The organism is Streptomyces sp. 184 (assembly GCF_045781775.1).
In the GTDB taxonomy this organism is placed as follows: domain Bacteria; phylum Actinomycetota; class Actinomycetes; order Streptomycetales; family Streptomycetaceae; genus Streptomyces.
The window spans coordinates 2,011,131-2,026,764 of the sequence record NZ_CP123230.1 but is presented as its reverse complement, the minus strand read 5'-3'; the positions used below and the strand labels follow the sequence as shown (position 1 = coordinate 2,026,764).

11 protein-coding genes are annotated in these 15,634 nt (G+C 74.9%); 2 read left to right on the top strand and 9 right to left on the bottom strand.

The genetic code is table 11. The annotated features are described in order from the left end of the window. Positions 1-84: 84 nt before the first annotated feature. The 4 genes from QBL21_RS08785 to QBL21_RS08770 all read right to left on the bottom strand — a co-directional run bounded on the left by QBL21_RS08785 (position 85) and on the right by QBL21_RS08770 (position 6,511). On the bottom strand, positions 85-2,736 hold the full coding sequence (locus tag QBL21_RS08785) for a [protein-PII] uridylyltransferase (protein WP_407566354.1): 2,652 nt from the start codon (positions 2,734-2,736) through the stop codon (positions 85-87). A 330-nt stretch (positions 2,737-3,066) separates the two neighbouring features. Then, positions 3,067-3,405, bottom strand: coding sequence for a P-II family nitrogen regulator (locus QBL21_RS08780; RefSeq protein ID WP_027771544.1), 339 nt, complete (start codon positions 3,403-3,405; stop codon positions 3,067-3,069). Continuing rightward, on the bottom strand, positions 3,402-4,733 hold the full coding sequence (locus QBL21_RS08775; RefSeq protein ID WP_407561451.1) for an ammonium transporter: 1,332 nt from the start codon (positions 4,731-4,733) through the stop codon (positions 3,402-3,404). The genes QBL21_RS08780 and QBL21_RS08775 overlap by 4 nt, the downstream gene beginning before the upstream one ends. A 245-nt stretch (positions 4,734-4,978) precedes the next feature. Beyond that, positions 4,979-6,511 carry a hypothetical protein gene (locus QBL21_RS08770; protein ID WP_407561450.1) on the bottom strand — a complete coding sequence of 511 codons (1,533 nt, stop codon included), beginning with the start codon at positions 6,509-6,511 and terminating at the stop codon, positions 4,979-4,981. A gap of 401 nt (positions 6,512-6,912) precedes the next feature. Here QBL21_RS08770 and QBL21_RS08765 point away from each other — a divergent pair, with 401 nt between their 5' ends. Further along, positions 6,913-7,602, top strand: coding sequence for a bifunctional DNA primase/polymerase (locus tag QBL21_RS08765; RefSeq protein WP_407561449.1), 690 nt, complete (start codon positions 6,913-6,915; stop codon positions 7,600-7,602). A 65-nt stretch (positions 7,603-7,667) separates the two neighbouring features. On the opposite strand, the gene ftsY is transcribed toward QBL21_RS08765, so the two are convergent. From ftsY to QBL21_RS08745, 4 genes are all read right to left on the bottom strand, one after another. Beyond that, positions 7,668-8,882: a signal recognition particle-docking protein FtsY gene (gene ftsY, locus QBL21_RS08760; protein ID WP_407561448.1), complete on the bottom strand. Its 1,215-nt coding sequence runs from the start codon at positions 8,880-8,882 to the stop codon at positions 7,668-7,670. Positions 8,883-8,998: 116 nt separating this feature from the next. Continuing rightward, complete coding sequence (smc, locus tag QBL21_RS08755; RefSeq protein WP_407561447.1) at positions 8,999-12,571, bottom strand: chromosome segregation protein SMC; 3,573 nt, start codon at positions 12,569-12,571, stop codon at positions 8,999-9,001. Positions 12,572-12,813: 242 nt separating this feature from the next. After that, the gene (locus tag QBL21_RS08750; RefSeq protein ID WP_407561446.1) at positions 12,814-13,014 is read right to left on the bottom strand and encodes a hypothetical protein; all 201 of its coding nucleotides are present in this window, start codon (positions 13,012-13,014) and stop codon (positions 12,814-12,816) included. Between the two features lie 286 nt (positions 13,015-13,300). Then, entirely contained in the window at positions 13,301-13,591 is a 291-nt protein-coding gene (locus QBL21_RS08745; RefSeq protein ID WP_407561445.1) for an acylphosphatase, read from the bottom strand. Between the two features lie 145 nt (positions 13,592-13,736). Between QBL21_RS08745 and QBL21_RS08740 the strand changes: the two genes are divergently transcribed. After that, complete coding sequence (locus QBL21_RS08740) at positions 13,737-14,747, top strand: CAP domain-containing protein (protein WP_407561444.1); 1,011 nt, start codon at positions 13,737-13,739, stop codon at positions 14,745-14,747. A gap of 28 nt (positions 14,748-14,775) precedes the next feature. On the opposite strand, the gene mutM is transcribed toward QBL21_RS08740, so the two are convergent. Further along, positions 14,776-15,630 carry a bifunctional DNA-formamidopyrimidine glycosylase/DNA-(apurinic or apyrimidinic site) lyase gene (gene mutM, locus QBL21_RS08735; RefSeq protein ID WP_407561443.1) on the bottom strand — a complete coding sequence of 285 codons (855 nt, stop codon included), beginning with the start codon at positions 15,628-15,630 and terminating at the stop codon, positions 14,776-14,778. Positions 15,631-15,634 lie beyond the last annotated feature (4 nt).

Sequence of the window (15,634 nt, the reverse complement as noted above, 5' to 3'; positions counted from 1 at the left end):
GGCTCGGGTGGTGAGGCGGTGTGTCGGCTCTCCAGGGTATCCGCCCGGCGGCGCGCGCGGACCGGCGGTGCGCGGCGGAGCGGATCAGACCAGCGCGGCCTGGAGGGTCCCGGCCAGTTCGTCGGCTTCGCGGTCGGTGAGCGGGCGGCCGGCGGCGTCGGTGACGTAGAAGGCGTCGACGGCGTTGGCGCCGAGGGTGCTGACGTACGCGCCGCGCACCCGCACGCCGGCCGCCTCCAGCGCGCGGCCGATGCGGTGCAGCAGGCCGGGGGCGTCCTGGGCGCGTACCTCGATGACGGTGGCGTGCTGCGAGCTGCCGGGTACGACGGTCACGCGGGGCGGCGGGGCGGGCGTGCCGCGGCGGCGGGGGCGGTACGCCTTTTCCCGCTCGGCGAGGCGGGCGGGGACGTCGAGGGTGCCGTCGAGGACGCGCAGGAGGTCGGCGCGGAGGCGGTCGGCGGCGGGGAGGGAGCCGAACTCGGCGGCCACGCGCCAGTTGAGGAGGAGGACGTGGGGGGCGGCGTCGGCGTCCGCGTCGGAGGCAGCGTCGGCGTCGGCGGGCCGCGGCTCCGCCTCGCGCGGCGGCTGCGGGCCGTCGGCCACACCCGGGGGCAGCCGCAGGGGGCGCAGCCCGGCGGTGCGTACGGTCAGCCGGTGCAGCGCCAGTACGCCCGCGAGCGCCGCCAGGACGCCCGGCCGGTCCGGGACGGCGACCAGCAGCTCCACGCCCAGCGGCTGCGTGCCGCTCTGCTCGATGCCACCGGTGCCCTCGTCCGGCTCCGCCGCCGGCGGCTCCTCGGCCCTGGCGAGCAGCGTCAGCGCCGGTGCGCGCGTACGCCACGCCTCGACCGCCAGCCGCTCCTCCACCGCGCCCGGTGCCCGCTCGGCCCGCTCCCCCGCCGGTGCCGCGGCCGGATCGCCGGCCAGCGCGGCGTCGACCCGCGCGGCGAGGTCGGTGACCAGCGAGGCGCGCCAGGCGCTCCACGCCGCCGGTCCGGTGGCCAGCGCGTCGGCCTCGGTGAGCGCGTGCAGCAGCTCCAGCGTGCCGCGTCCGCCGACGGCGTCGGCCACGAGCCGTACGGTCGCGGGGTCGTCGAGGTCGCGGCGGGTGGCGGTCTCCACGAGCAGCAGGTGGTGGCGGACGAGGGTGGCGAGGACGTCGGCGTCGGCGGCGGGGAAGCCGATGCGCCGGGCCATGTCGCGGGCGATGGTCTCGCCGGTGATGCTGTGCCCGCCCGGGCCGTCCGGCCAGCCCTTGCCGATGTCGTGCAGTAGCGCGGCGACCAGCAGCAGGTCCGGCCGGCCGACGCGGCGGGTGAGCCGCGCGGCCCGTACGGCGGTCTCGACGAGGTGGCGGTCGACGGTCCAGCGGTGCACGGCGTTGCGCTGGGGGCGGCAGCGCACGCGCTCCCAGTCGGGCAGCAGCCGCGTGATGAACCCCTCCGCCTCCAGGCTCTCCCACACCGGCACCGTGGCCTCGCCGGCGCCCAGCAGGGTGACCAGTTGCTCGCGCGCCTCGTCCGGCCATGGTACGGGCAGCGGCGGCGCCTGCGCGGCCAGCAGCCGTACCGCGTGCAGCGACAGCGGCAGCCCCGCCTGCGCGGCGGCGGCAGCGGCGCGCAACGGCAGCACGGGGTCGCGGGCGGGCCGGGCGGTACGGGCGAGGACGACCTCGCCGTCCTGCTCGACGACGCCGTCGGCGAGGGGGGAGCGCTCCGCGGGGCCGCGCTGGGCGGTGCGGGGCGTGGAGCCGATGAGGCTGCGCAGGCGGGCGGTGCCGCGCCGGCCGCCGCGGGCGCGCAGGACGCGGTCGACCTCGCGCCAGGTGACGTCGGTGGCGTACGCGATGGTGCGCGCGGCCTCGTAGACCTCGCGCAGCAGGGTGTCGGCGTCGAGCAGGCCGAGGGCGGCGGCGACCTGGTCCTGCTCCTGGAGCGCGAGGCGGTCGGTGGCGCGGCCGGTGGTCAGGTGCAGCACGTCGCGGGTGTTAAGCAGCCGGGCGCGGGCGCCGTCCAGGCCCTCGCGGGGCGCGTCGGCGAGCCAGGAGGCGGCGACGGCGCGCAGGGTGGTGGCGTCGCGCAGGCCGCCGCGGGCCTCCTTGAGGTCCGGCTCCAGCAGGAACTGGAGCTCGCCGTGCCGCTCGGCGCGCTCCCGGCCCAGCTCGCGCAGCTCGGGGAGCCGGCCGGCGGCGCGGTTGCGCCAGTCGGCGAAGACGGCGGTGCGCAGCCCGGAGGTGAGGGCGGCGTCGCCGGCGACGTGGCGGACGTCGAGCAGGCCGAGAGTGACCTTGAGGTCGTCGGCGGCGGTCTTGAGCGCCTCGGCGGGGGTGCGTACGGAGTGGTCGAGGGCCAGGCCCATGTCCCAGACGGGGTACCAGAGCCGGTCGGCGACGGCGGCGAGCGCGCCGGGGCCGAGGGACCCGTCGTGCAGGAGGAGCAGGTCGAGGTCGCTGCGGGGGGACAGCTCCCCGCGCCCGTAGCCGCCGACGGCGACGAGGGAGATTCCGCGGGTGCTGCCGGTGCGGGGCGCGCCGGGGTCGCGGGAGCCGCGGTCGCCGGCGCCGCCCGAGCCGTCGGGCCCGTCGGCGTCGGCGGGCTCGGGCGCGTTGCCGGCGCCCTGCCCCGGGCCGCCGGTGCCGCCCGTCGCCCCGTGGAGGAGCCCGGCGAGCCAGCGGTCGGTGGCCCGGGCCAGCGCGGTCCGCCGGGCCGCGCCGCCCTCGGCGCCGAGCAGCCGCACGCGGGCCGCCGCGTACGCCTCCTCGCCCCCCGCCGCGGCAGCCCCCGCCGCCGCGTCGGCCTCGCCGGCCTCCGCCGCGAAGTTCGCCGCGTCGCCCGCCGGTCGGCCGCCGTCCGCGCCGGGCGGCGGTACGCCCCCGGCTTCGGTCCCCCCGGCGGGCCGCGTGCTCGTCCGCACCCCGCTCGTGCCCTCGTCCGGTTCCCCGCCCCCGTGTGCGGGCTCGCGCCCGTCTCCGGTCTCCGTCACCCACGTACTCCCGCCAGTTGGTCCGCCCACGGCCGGCCCGCCTCCTTGCGGGCCGGTCGCGGGCGGTGGTCGCCGACCGCGAGGTCAGAGCGCGTCGGGGCCGCGCTCGCCTGTTCGTACCCGTACCGCCGTGTCCACCGGTACGCTCCACACCTTGCCGTCGCCGATCTTGCCGGTCCGCGCGGCCTTCACCACGACCTCGACCAACTGCTCGGCGTCGTCGTCCTCCACCAGCACCTCGATGCGCACCTTCGGTACGAGGTCCACGGTGTACTCCGCGCCCCGGTAGACCTCGGTGTGGCCGCGCTGCCTGCCGTAGCCGCTGGCCTCCGTGACCGTCAGCCCCTGCACTCCGAAGGCCTGGAGGGCCTCCTTCACCTCGTCCAGCCGGTGCGGCTTGATCACTGCCGTGATGAGCTTCACGCGTCCACCTTCTTCTCCGCGGCCGTGGCCGCCCTGTCCGTGCCCGACGCCTGACCGCCCACGGACGCCGTCGCCGGCGCGGGGGCGACCGACGCCGCCGAGCCGACGCCGCTGTAGTCGTACGCGCTCTCCGCGTGCTGCGACCGGTCGACGCCCGCGAGCTCCTCGTCCTCGCCGACCCGGAAGCCCACCAGCTTGTCGATGCCCTTGGCAATCAGCCAGGTGACGACGAACGTGTACACGAGCACCACGCCCGCGCCCGCCGCCTGCCGGCCGAGCTGCTCCAGCCCGCCGCCGTAGAAGAGGCCGATGTCGTCGATGGCGAAGAAGCCGATGGCCAGCGTGCCGACGATCCCGCCGACCAGGTGGACGCCGACGACATCGAGCGAGTCGTCGTAGCCGAGCTTGTACTTCAGGCCCACGGCCCAGGCGCAGACGACGCCGGCGATGATGCCCACGGCCAGCGCGCCCATGGCGTTGACGGACGCGCCGGAGGGGGTGATCGCCACCAGGCCGGCGATGGCGCCGGACGCGGCGCCGAGCATGGTCACGGAGCCGTGGCGCACCTTCTCGTAGATCAGCCAGCCGACGACGGCGGCGCCGGTGGCGACCTGGGTGTTGAGGAGCATCGTGGCGGCGACGCCGTCGGCGGCCAGCTCGGACCCGGCGTTGAAGCCGAACCAGCCGAACCACAGCAGCGCCGCGCCCAGCAGCACGAAGGGCAGGTTGTGCGGCCGCATCGGGTCCTTCTTGAAGCCGATGCGCTTTCCTACGACCAGGACGGCGGCCAGCGCCGCGATGCCGGCGTTGATGTGCACCGCGGTGCCGCCCGCGAAGTCGATGGCCTTGATGTCGCCGTTGAGGCCGATGAAGCCCTCGGGGCCCCAGACCCAGTGCGCGACGGGGAAGTAGACCACCGTGACCCACAGGGCGATGAACAGGGCCCAGGCGGTGAACTTCACCCGGTCCGCGAGAGCGCCGCTGATGAGGGCCGGGGTGATGATGGCGAACATCAGTTGGAAGGCGGCGAACGCCAGCACCGGGATGCCCTCGTCACCGCCCGTCAGGGTGTCGGGCGTGATCCCGGCCATGCCCACGTGGTCGAGGTCGCCGAGGATGCCCCCGCCGATGTCGTCGCCGAAGGTGAGGCTGTAGCCGTAGAGCACCCACAGGATGCTGACGATCCCGAGCGAGATAAAGCTCATCATCAGCATGTTCAGGGTGCTTTTGACCCGGACCATGCCCCCGTAGAAGAAGGCAAGACCGGGCGTCATCAACATGACCAGCGCCGCGCTGATCAGGACGAATGCGGTATCGGCGCCATTCAACGTCGCGTCTCCTCCTCGTACGGCCCGTGCGGGCTGAAGTGGTGTGGGCCGGAATGCGCAAGAGGCTGGCGCAGCGGGGTTTCGGCCACCGCCCCACGGTGTTTCGGGGGCGTGACGAAGGCCACGGAGGTGTTACGGGGCGGTGAACTTGCCACGGGCGCACGAGGGCGCGGTTACTCTCGGCCGCACCACGGGGGGCGGCCCGTCCGGGGGACGGGCCGGGTGCCGGGGAAGCCGCGGGCGGGTCAGCCGGCGGCTTCCACGGTCTCCGGGAGTTCGCGGGCGAGCCGGTCGGCCAGGTCGGCGACCTCGCCCACGGCGCCGTAGCGGCGCACGGCGGTGTCGACGGTCTTGCGCAGCCGGGTGCTGACCCGCTCGGAGCGCACCTGGCGGGCGACGGTGAGGGCCTCGCCGGCGCACAGCGCGCACTGCTCCGGCTCCTCCTCCAGCAGGTGAACGGTGGCCAGGCCGACCAGGTTCAGCGCGTACGAGCGGCGGCGCTCGGCGTCCGCGGCGAACAGCTCGACGGCGCGCACCATGACCGGCCGGGCGAGGGCGGCGTAGGTGGGGCTGCGGCCGGCGACGTAGGCGAGGTCGCGGTAGGAGTGGGCGTTCTCGCTGTTCAGTTCGGCCTCGGAGAAGAACCGGATCCAGTCGGGCTCGGGGCGGCCGGGGTCGATCTCGGTGAAGCAGTCCTGGGCCATGCGCACGGCCCGGTGGCAGCGGTCCGGGCGGCCGAGGTTGGCGTACGCGCGCGCCTCCATCGCATACAGCATCGACTGCGTACGGGCCGTCGCGCTGTCGCGGCTGCCGTACTGGGCGAGGTGGATCAGCTCCAGGGCGTCGTCGGCGCGGCCGAGGTGGATCATCTGGCGGGCCATGCTGGACAGGACGTACGCGCCGAGAGGGCGGTCGCCGGCCTCCTTGGCGGCGTGCAGGGCCAGCACGAAGTACTTCTGGGCGGTGGGCTGGAGGCCCACGTCGTAGCTCATCCAGCCGCCGAGCTGGGCGAGTTCCGCGGTGATGCGGAACAGTCGGCGGACGACCGCGGGCGGGTGCGGCTCCCTGAGCAGGTCGGTGGTCTCGTGGAGCTGCCCGACGACGGCCTTGCGGCGCAGTCCGCCGCCGCACTGGGCGTCCCACTGGCGGAACTTGGCGGTGGTGGTCTCCAGCAGCTCCAGCTCGGGTCCGGAGAGGGCGCGGGAGAAGGGCGGAGCGCCGCCGGGCGCGGTGGCGGAGGCGGCGGCCGGGGCCGGTAACGGGGCCGCGGCGCCGCCGGAGGCGGGCGGCTGTGCCAGCCAGCGCTGCATGGGCTCGACGAGGACCGGGCCCGCGGCGACGTTCAGGGAGGGGCCGAGGAAGCCGCGGCGGGCGAGCATGAGGTCGCTGCGCGAGAACTCGTTGATCTGCTCGACGGTTTCGTCGGCGTTCCACGGCAGGTCGATGCCGGAGACGGCGGGGCGGGGGCGGGCCGCGTGCAGTCCGAGCTGGTCGACGCCGACGACGCAGCCGAAGCGCTCGGAGAACAGGTCGGCGAGGATCCGGGGGATCGGCTCGCGCGGCTGCTCGCCGTCGAGCCAGCGGCGGACGCGGGAGGTGTCGGTGCTGATGTGGTGCGCGCCGAGCCGGCGGGCCCGGCGGTTGACCTGCCGGGCCAGCTCGCCCTTGGACCAGCCGCTGCGCAGGAACCAGGAAGTCAGCTCCTCGTTGGGGCTCTTGCCCGCGCCGGTGGCACCGGTCCGGCTGCCGCCCGTGCCGTCCAACTCCAACGCCCCCATCCCGCCTCGGCCGTCGTGGTGCCCCGGATTATCCCCGGAACCGGCGCCCCCGAAGCCCGGTGGGAATTCCTGCCTTTGGCATATCCACATGTCGCATGCCGCCACCGCTTGCACCGAAAGTAATCCTACGATCACCGTTTCGCGACCGCGATCCGGGAAACGCCACCATTCGCCACCCCTACGAGTGAACACCGCGCCGGAGACACGCGGTTGACTTGACGAGGGACGACACCGTAACGGGCGGGGTGGCGTCCGGCGGGGCGTGCGCCGCGAACCACGCTACCCCCTGGCGCGCCATCACACCCCGGATACACCTCCCCGACAACACAGTGTTACCAGCAGACTGCTGTGAGTGAGGCAGGTGCAGTAACCAAGCGCACCGGCGAGCAGTTGGAGGGGGCATGGGTTTCACGATCGGCGGCATCCGCGGCCGACGCGACATCGGGTCCGTCCGGCGTGCCCGTACGTCCGCCGGACTCGCGGTGACGGCGGTGGCCGAGTACACCGGGCTGTGGGGCTGGGACGTGCTGCCCGGCGCGCCCCTCGTGCGCGCTCCCGGCGGCGGGCGGATCTGCTCCTGCGCGCAGGGCGCCGCCTGCCCCGCCCCCGGCGAGCATCCGCTGCCGGACGCGCGCCCCGTCCCCGCCGGCACCCCGCTGGACGAGGTGACGGACGCCTGGGCGCGTACGCCGGGGGCCGCGGTGCTGCTGCCGGTGGGCCGGTCGTTCGACGCGCTGGAGGTCAGCGTCGTCGCCGGGCGGCGGGCGCTGCCCCGGCTGGAGCGCATGGGGCTGCCGCTCGGCCCGGTCTGCGCCGCCCCGGACGGGCGCGCGCACTTCTTCGTAGCCCCCGGCGCGGCCGCCGAGATGCCCCGGCTGCTGTACCGCATGGGCTGGGACGGCGCCCGGCTCGATCTGCGCTGCCTCGGCCGCGGGGACCAGTTGCTCGCCCCGCCCTGCGATCTGCGCGGCCTCGGCCCGGTGCGCTGGCTGCGCCCGCCGACGCTGGACACGGCGGGCGGCCCGCCGCCGGCGCGGCTGCTGCTGGGCACGCTGGCGTACGCGCAGAGCACCTGGCTCCGCTCGGGCTGACCCCGGCGCCGGCCTGCCGCCATCGACCCGCCCGGCCGGCTCCGTAGCAGACCAGGCCGGTCCGGTCAGTCGCCGATCAGCGCGTCCACGAACGCCTCGGGCTCGAACGGCGCCAGGTCGTCCGCGCCCTCGCCCAGGCCCACCAGCTTCACCGGCACGCCCAGCTCCCGCTGCACCGCGATCACGATGCCCCCCTTGGCCGTGCCGTCCAGCTTGGTCAGCACCAGCCCGGTGATGTCCACGACCTCCGCGAAGACCCGCGCCTGCACCAGCCCGTTCTGCCCGGTGGTGGCGTCCAGCACGAGCAGCACCTCGCCGACCGGCCCGTGCTTCTCCACCACCCGCTTGACCTTGCCCAGCTCGTCCATGAGCCCGGTCTTGGTGTGCAGCCGCCCGGCGGTGTCGATGAGCGCCACGTCGGCGCCCTCGTCGATGGCCTCCTTCACCGCGTCGTACGCGACGGACGCCGGATCGCCGCCCTCCGGCCCGCGTACGGTACGGGCGCCGACCCGCTCGCCCCACGTCTGGAGCTGGTCCGCGGCGGCGGCCCGGAAGGTGTCCGCGGCGCCCAGCACCACGGTCTTGCCGTCGGCCACCAGCACCCGGGCGAGCTTGCCGGTGGTCGTGGTCTTGCCGGTGCCGTTCACGCCGACGACCAGCACGACGCCCGGCACCGCCCCGCCCTCGGGGCCGACGGACTCGGCGGTGTCCAGCGTCCGGTCGGCCTCCGTGCCGACGAGCGCCAGCAGCTCCTCGCGCAGCAGCGTGCGCAGTTCCTCGGGCGTGCGCGTACCGAGGACCCGGACGCGCTCGCGCAGCCGCTCCACCAGCTCCTGCGTCGGCTGCACGCCCACGTCGGCGGTGAGCAGCGTGTCCTCGATCTCCTCCCAGGTGTCCTCGTCGAGGTGTTCGCGGGAGAGCAGGCCGAGCAGGCCCTTGCCGAGGGAGTTCTGCGAGCGGGCCAGCCGGGCGCGCAGCCGTACGAGCCGGCCCGCCGCCGGGGCGGGGACCTCCAGCTCCGGCGCCGGGGGCGCCGGCGGCTCGGCGACGGTGGTGCCGGCGGCGGCCTCGCCGGGCAGGCCCACCTCCTCGATGGTCCTGCGCTGCTCGTCGCCGGGCTCCCCCGCCTCCTCGCCGACCTGCGGCTCTGCGGGGGTCCTGGGGCCGGGCGACGGCGGCGGCGCGGCGGGCGGCTTCCGGCGGCGGGAGCCGACGACCAGGCCGCCGGCGGCGAGGACGGCGACGACGGCAATGGCGATGACGATGAGGATGATGTCCATAACGCCCACCAGTATCGCCCTCCCGCGCACCGTTCGCGGCACCCCGCCCGCTTCCGGTCCGCCGCGGGCCGGCAGCGGGCCCGGCGGTGGCGGTGGGGCCGGCGGGTCCCCGGGGGTCAGTTGAGGCGCTGGCTGATCACCTTGGAGACGCCGTCGCCCTGCATCGAGACGCCGTAGAGGACGTCGGCGACCTCCATGGTGCGCTTCTGGTGCGTGATCACGATGAGCTGCGAGGTGTGCTGGAGCTCCTGCATCAGCCGCACCAGGCGCTGGAGGTTGGTGTCGTCGAGCGCGGCCTCGACCTCGTCCATCACGTAGAACGGGCTCGGCCGGGCCATGAAGATCGCCACCAGCATCGCCACCGCCGTCAGCGACCGCTCGCCGCCGGACAGCAGCGACAGCCGCTTGACCTTCTTGCCCGGCGGGCGCGCCTCCACCTCCACGCCGGTGTTCAGCATGTCGTCCGGGTCGGTGAGGATCAGCCGGCCCTCGCCGCCGGGGAAGAGGCGGGAGAAGACGCCCTCGAACTCGCGGGCGGTGTCGTGGAAGGCGTCGGTGAAGACCTGCTCGACGCGCTCGTCGACCTCTTTGACCACCTGGAGCAGGTCGGCGCGGGTGCGCTTGAGGTCGTCGAGCTGCTCGGTGAGGAACTTGTGCCGCTCCTCCAGCGCCGCGAACTCCTCCAGCGCCAGCGGGTTGACCTTGCCGAGCTTGGTGTACGCGCGCTCCGCGGACTTCAGCCGCTTCTCCTGCTCGCCGCGTACGTACGGCCGCGGCCGGTTGCGCGGGTGCCCGGGGTCGTCCGGCAGCTCCTCGCCCTCCGCCGGCAGCGACGGCGGCACGAGCTGGTCGGGACCGTACTCCGCCACCAGGTCGGCCGGTTCGACGCCCAGCTCCTCCAGCGCCCGGCCCTCCAACTGCTCGATGCGCATCCGCTTCTCGGCGCCCAGCACCTCGCCGCGGTGGACGGAGTCCGTGAGCTTGTCCAGCTCGTCGGCCAGCTCGCGGGAGAGCCGGCGCTGCCGGCCGAGTTCCTGCTCGCGCTCGGCGCGGGCCCGCTCGGCGGCGGCGCGCTCCTGATCGGCGCGGGCGAGGGAGACCTCGACGTGCGCGAGGAGCTGCCGGGCGCCGGCGGCGACCGCCGTGGCGACGGCCGCCTCGTGCCGCAGCCGGGCGCGGCGGCGCTCGGCGCGGGTGCGCGCCTCGCGCTCGGCGCGGGCGGCGCGGTCGAGTCCGTCGGCTCGGCCGGCGAGGCCCTTGACCCGCTCCTCGTGCGTACGGACCTGGAGCCTTGCCTCCATCTCGGTCTGCCGGGCGTTGGCGCCGTCGGCGGCGAGCCGGTCGCGTACGGAGGTGTCGGAGCCGTCGTCCCCGTCCTCGGCGGCGCCGGCCTCCTCCTCCGCGGTCTCCAACTGCGCCGCCAGCTCCTCCGCCTCGGCGCCGGCGCGGGCCAGGGCCTCTTCGGCGCGGGCCGCCGCGGCGGCGCTGCGCTCGGCCTCGCCGGCGGCGGCGCGGGCCTGCCCGGCGAGCCGGCCCAGCTCGCCGGCGACGCGGGACTTCTCCCGGTCCGCGGTGCTGCGCCGCCCGCCCAGTTCCTCGACGAGCGCGGCGCACTCGGCGCGGCGGGCGACGGCCGCCTCCTGCCGCAGGGCCAGGTGCGTGCAGCGCGTGTCCAGCTCGGTCAGCTCCGCCGCCGCCTCGTCGACGGACGCCTGCACCTCCAGCAGGCTGGGCGCGCCGGCGGAGCCGCCGTGGGCGAAGTGGGCGCCGAAGAGGTCGCCTTCCGCGGTGACGGCGGTCAGCTCGGGCCGGGCGGAGACGAGGTCCTCGGCGTCCTCCAGCGTGGCGACGTACACGGTACGGGCCAGCAGCCGGCGCACGGCGGGCAGCAACTGGTCGGGGCCGGCGACCAGGGCGGCGAGGTGCCGGGCGCCGGGCGGCAGCTCGCCCTCGGGGGCCGGCTCGTACGGGGCGTCCCCGAGGAGCAGCGCGGCGCGGCCGGCGTCGTGCTTGCGCAGCAGCCGCAGCGCGTCGGCCGCGGCGGCGGGGCCGGAGACGGCGAGGGCGTCGGCGGCGGCGCCGAGCGCGGCGGCGACGGCGACCTCGTACCCGGGGGCGACGGTGAGCAGTTCGGCGGCGGGGCCGAGCACGCCGGTCAGCTTGTCGCGGGCCTGGAGCAGGGTGCCGGTGCCGTCCTTGCGGCGCAGGCCGAGGGCGAGCGCGTCGCGGCGGGCGGTGGTGGCGGCGCGGGCGCGTTCGGCCTCGGCGGCTTCGTCGCGGGCGGCGGTCAGCTCGTCCTCGGCGGCCTTCAGGGCGCTCTTCGCCGCGTCCTGCTCGGCGGCCAGCTCGCTGTCGCCCTCGTCCAGCCCGTCGACCTCGGCCTTCAGCGTCTCGTACGCCTCCTGCGCGACGGCGGCGCGCTCCTCGGCCTCGTCGCGGGCGGTGGCGAGCCGGCCGATCTCGGCCTGCGCGGAGGCGGCGCGGCCGCGGGCGGCGGTGACCTTGCCGCTGAGCCGGGCGAGCCGTTCGCGGCGGTCGGCGACGGCGCGGGCGGCGTCCTTCAGCCGCCGCTCCTCGGCGGCGAGTTCGCGCTCCAGCTCCGCGCGGTGGGCGACGGTGTCCTCCAGCGCCCGTTCCGCGGCCTCCAGGGCGGCTTCGAGTTCCGCCTCCTGCTCGCGGATGCGCTGCGCCTCGCGCTCCAGGTCCTCCGGGTCACGTCCGCGGCGCTCGTCCTCGGGCGCGGCGGTGGCGTGCTTGGCGCGGGCGTCGGCGAGGCTGACGGTGCCGCGGACCCGCTCGGCGAGCTGGCCGAGTTCGTGCCAGGCGCCCTGGGCCTCGGTGAGCCGGGGGGTGAGGGCGCGTACCTGCTCCTCCAGGGCGGCTTCGCGGGTGCGGGCGGCGGTCAGCTCGGCCTCGGTGGCCTCTTTGCGTTCCTTCAGCGCGGCTTCGTCGGCGATCTCGGCGGACAGCGCCGCGCGCAGGGTGACGAGGTCGTCGGCGAGCAGCCGCAGCCGGGCGTCGCGCAGGTCGGCCTGGATGACGGCGGCGCGGCGGGCGACGGCGGCCTGCCGGCCCAGGGGCTTGAGCTGGCGGCGCAGCTCGTCGCTGAGGTCCTGGACGCGGGCGAGGTTGGCCTGCATTGCGTCCAGTTTGCGCAGCGCCTTCTCCTTGCGCTTGCGGTGCTTGAGGACGCCGGCGGCCTCCTCGATGAAGGCTCGGCGGCCGGAGGGGTCGGCGTGCAGGACGGAGTCGAGCCGGCCCTGGCCGACGATGACGTGCATCTCGCGGCCGATGCCGGAGTCGGACAGCAGTTCCTGGATGTCCAGGAGGCGGCAGGTGTCGCCGTTGAGCTGGTATTCGCTGCCGCCGCTGCGGAACATCGTCCGGGTGATGGTCACTTCGGAGTAGTCGATGGGCAGCGCGCCGTCGGAGTTGTCGATCGTCAGCGAGACCTCGGCGCGGCCGAGCGGCGGCCGGCCGGTGGTCCCGGCGAAGATCACGTCCTCCATCTTGCCGCCCCGCAGGGACTTCGCCCCCTGCTCCCCCATCACCCAGGACAGCGCGTCCACCACGTTGGACTTTCCGGAGCCGTTCGGGCCGACGACGCAGGTGATACCCGGCCCGAAGCGGAGGGTGGTGGCGGAGGCGAAGGATTTGAACCCCCGGAGCGTGAGGCCCTTCAAGTGCACTGGCGAGCTCTCCTCCGGCGACGAAACATGTGGCGGAGACTCTATCGCGCAAGCCGGTTTCGCTGGGTAACCGCCGGGGCACATCAATTACGGAGCATCACCCCCGGGGTGCCGGCTCCGGGGGCGGGTTCCCCCGTGGGGGATCCGTTGACCGGTGAGAAACGACGAAGGGACGCCGTTAAGCGTCCCTTGACAGTTATCTCAAGCGGTTGACGTGCAGACCTGACGGTTTTTCACGATTGTCAGGTGAGCGCAGGCTCCGCGTGGGATACGTCGAGCAGTGACTCGCTGTTGTGAGCAGCGGCGGCGGCGAGCATGTCGTTCTCGGCCTGGACGCGGACAAGCTCCGACTCCAGATCCTGGACACGCTGCTGCAACCGTCGCATCTCGGCGAGGAGTCGCGGGTCTGTGCCGCCGACGTAACCGAGAAGCGCCTTTGCCATGATTGAAGGTCCTCCACACTGAGTGACCGACCGAGCGGTGTGGGTCGTGAGGGATTCGCACCCGCGTGTCTGCCCATGGCACATACAGCTAGGGTGCGCGGGGTTTCAAGCGTCTCACCAAATAGTTTGACGGTCAACACGATCACACCCGTATCGGGCGCGGCCCGTGCAATTTCAGGCCGCGGGGGGTGGCGGGACCCGTCTGGTGTGAGAGCTTTGCACGCGCGGAAGCCGTTGGCAACCCGCTGGTCACGACTGTCGGACCAGCCCTTATGGCGGAGCGTGCTCAGCGGATGGCAAATGAGTGATATCCGCCGCGCGGCTCGTCCCAGATCTCCGTCACACCTGAGACACGGCCCGGCGTGTCGTCGGAGCGCAGCCACTCCAGCAACTCCTGGCACTGCTGTCGCGGACCCTCGGCGACGATCTGGACCCGGCCGTCCGCGAGGTTGGCGGCGAAGCCGCTGAGGCCGCCGATCTCCAGCGCGCGGGCGCGGGTGAACCAGCGGAATCCGACCCCCTGGACCGCGCCGCGCACCCACGCCGTCATGCGGACGTCTGTACTCGTGTGACGCATGTGACGCACGTTATCCGGACGATCGCGCCGCGGGCATCTGCGGTGCGGGGGTCATGGCGTACAGTCTCCCGACAGAAATATCACTCGTGTGTGCGAGTGGAGCGTGTGCAGTAGTAGTTGTCGTCGGACGTGAAGGGTCAGCCGGATGGGCCGCCACAGACGCTCGGAGCCGCAGCCCCCGATAGCCCGCCGCCGGGACACGCCCGGCACGTACGACCGGTACGAGACATACGACTCGTACGACACGTACGGCCCGTACGAGTCGTACGGCTCGTACGGCGACCGCGAGGCGCACGGCGCCGGCCGGTCGCGGGGGCAGCACCGCAGGCAGAGCCCGGCCAGGGCCGGGATGCTCGGTACGTCGGCGGCGCTGGCCGTCGGCGCGGTGGCGATGGCCTCCGGGGTCCTCGGCAGCGGCTTCGACCTCGACCGCGGCGGCGGCCCGGCCGGCCACGTGGAGGCGGGCGACCCGCCGTCGCCCAGCACGCAGGGCTTCTCTGACCTGCCGACGCGGGAGGCGTCGCCGTCCGCGAGCGACGGCTCGGACCGCCCGGAGAGCGGGACGCCCGAGGCGAAGAAGGCCGGCGGCAAGGACGGCAAGGAGTCGAAGAGCGCCTCGCCGTCGGCCTCCGCCCCCGAGCGCGAGAAGCCGGAGTCCGCGGACCCGTCGTCGAAGTCCCCGAGCCCGTCCCGTACGGCGTCCAAGGCGCCGTCCCCGACGAAGACGCAGACCTCCGAGCCCACCCGCTCCTCGAAGCCCACCGCCACCACCGACGCGACCACCGCCGCGGAGGCGGAGGTGCTGCGACTGGTCAACCAGGAGCGTGCGCAGGCGGGCTGCCGTCCGCTGACGAACGACCCGGAGCTGGCGAAGCTGGCCGGCGACTACAGCCAGGACATGGCCGAGCGCGGCTTCTTCGACCACACCGACCCCGACGGCAACGACCCGTGGGAGCGCGCGCAGGACTACGGCATATCCGACCTCGGCGGCGAGAACATAGCCCGCGGCCAGGCCGACGCGCGGTCGGTGATGGACGCCTGGATGAACAGCGAAGGCCACCGCGCCAACATCCTGAACTGCGACTTCCGCACCCTGGGCGTCGGCGCGCACTTCGCCGATGGCGGCCCCTGGTGGACGCAGAACTTCGGCTTCTGAGCCGCCGCCGGCGCGGCCGGCGCCGGTGTCAGGGGCGCGGGGGACGCTGGCAGCGCGGGCAGAAGTAGCTGGAGCGGTTCATCCACGGGCGGCGGCGGATCGGGGTGCCGCAGCGGCGGCAGGGTTCGTCCTCGCGGCCGTACGCGTCCAGCGAGCGGGAGAAGTAGCCGGACTCGCCGTTGACGTTCACGTAGAGGCTGTCGAAGCTCGTGCCGCCGACGTCGAGCGCGGCGCTGAGCACCGCGCGGACGTGCCCGAGGAGTTCGGCGGTACGGGGGCGGGTGAAGCCGGCGGTGGGGCGCTCGTAGTGGATACGGGCGCGCCACAGGGCCTCGTCCGCGTAGATGTTGCCGACCCCGCTGATCAGCGACTGGTTCAGCAGCGCCCGCTTGATGGTGGTCCGGCTGCCGCGCAGCGCCGCGTGGAACGCCGCGTCGTCGAACGCCGGGTCCAGCGGGTCCCGGGCGATGTGCGCGATGACGTCGGGCAGCCCCCCGGGCGCGTCCGGGTGCAGCGAGAGGCCGCCGAACGTGCGCTGGTCGACGAAGCGCAGCTCCGTGGCCGTCTCGTCGGCGAAGCGGACCCGGATCCGCAGGTGCTTCTCGTCGGGCGCCGCCTCGGGCTGCACGAGCAACTGGCCGCTCATGCCCAGGTGCGCGAGCACCGACTCGGGGCCGTCGGCCAGCGGCAGCCACAGGTACTTGCCGCGGCGCCGCGGCTCCCCCAGCGGGTGCCCCGTCAGCCGGGCGGCGAAGTCGGCGGCGCCCGCCGGGTGCCGGCGTACGGCCCGGGGGTGCAGCACCTCGACGGACGCGACCGTCCGTCCCGCGACCCACTTCGCCAGGCCGCGGCGCACCACCTCGACCTCCGGCAGCTCCGGCATCGCG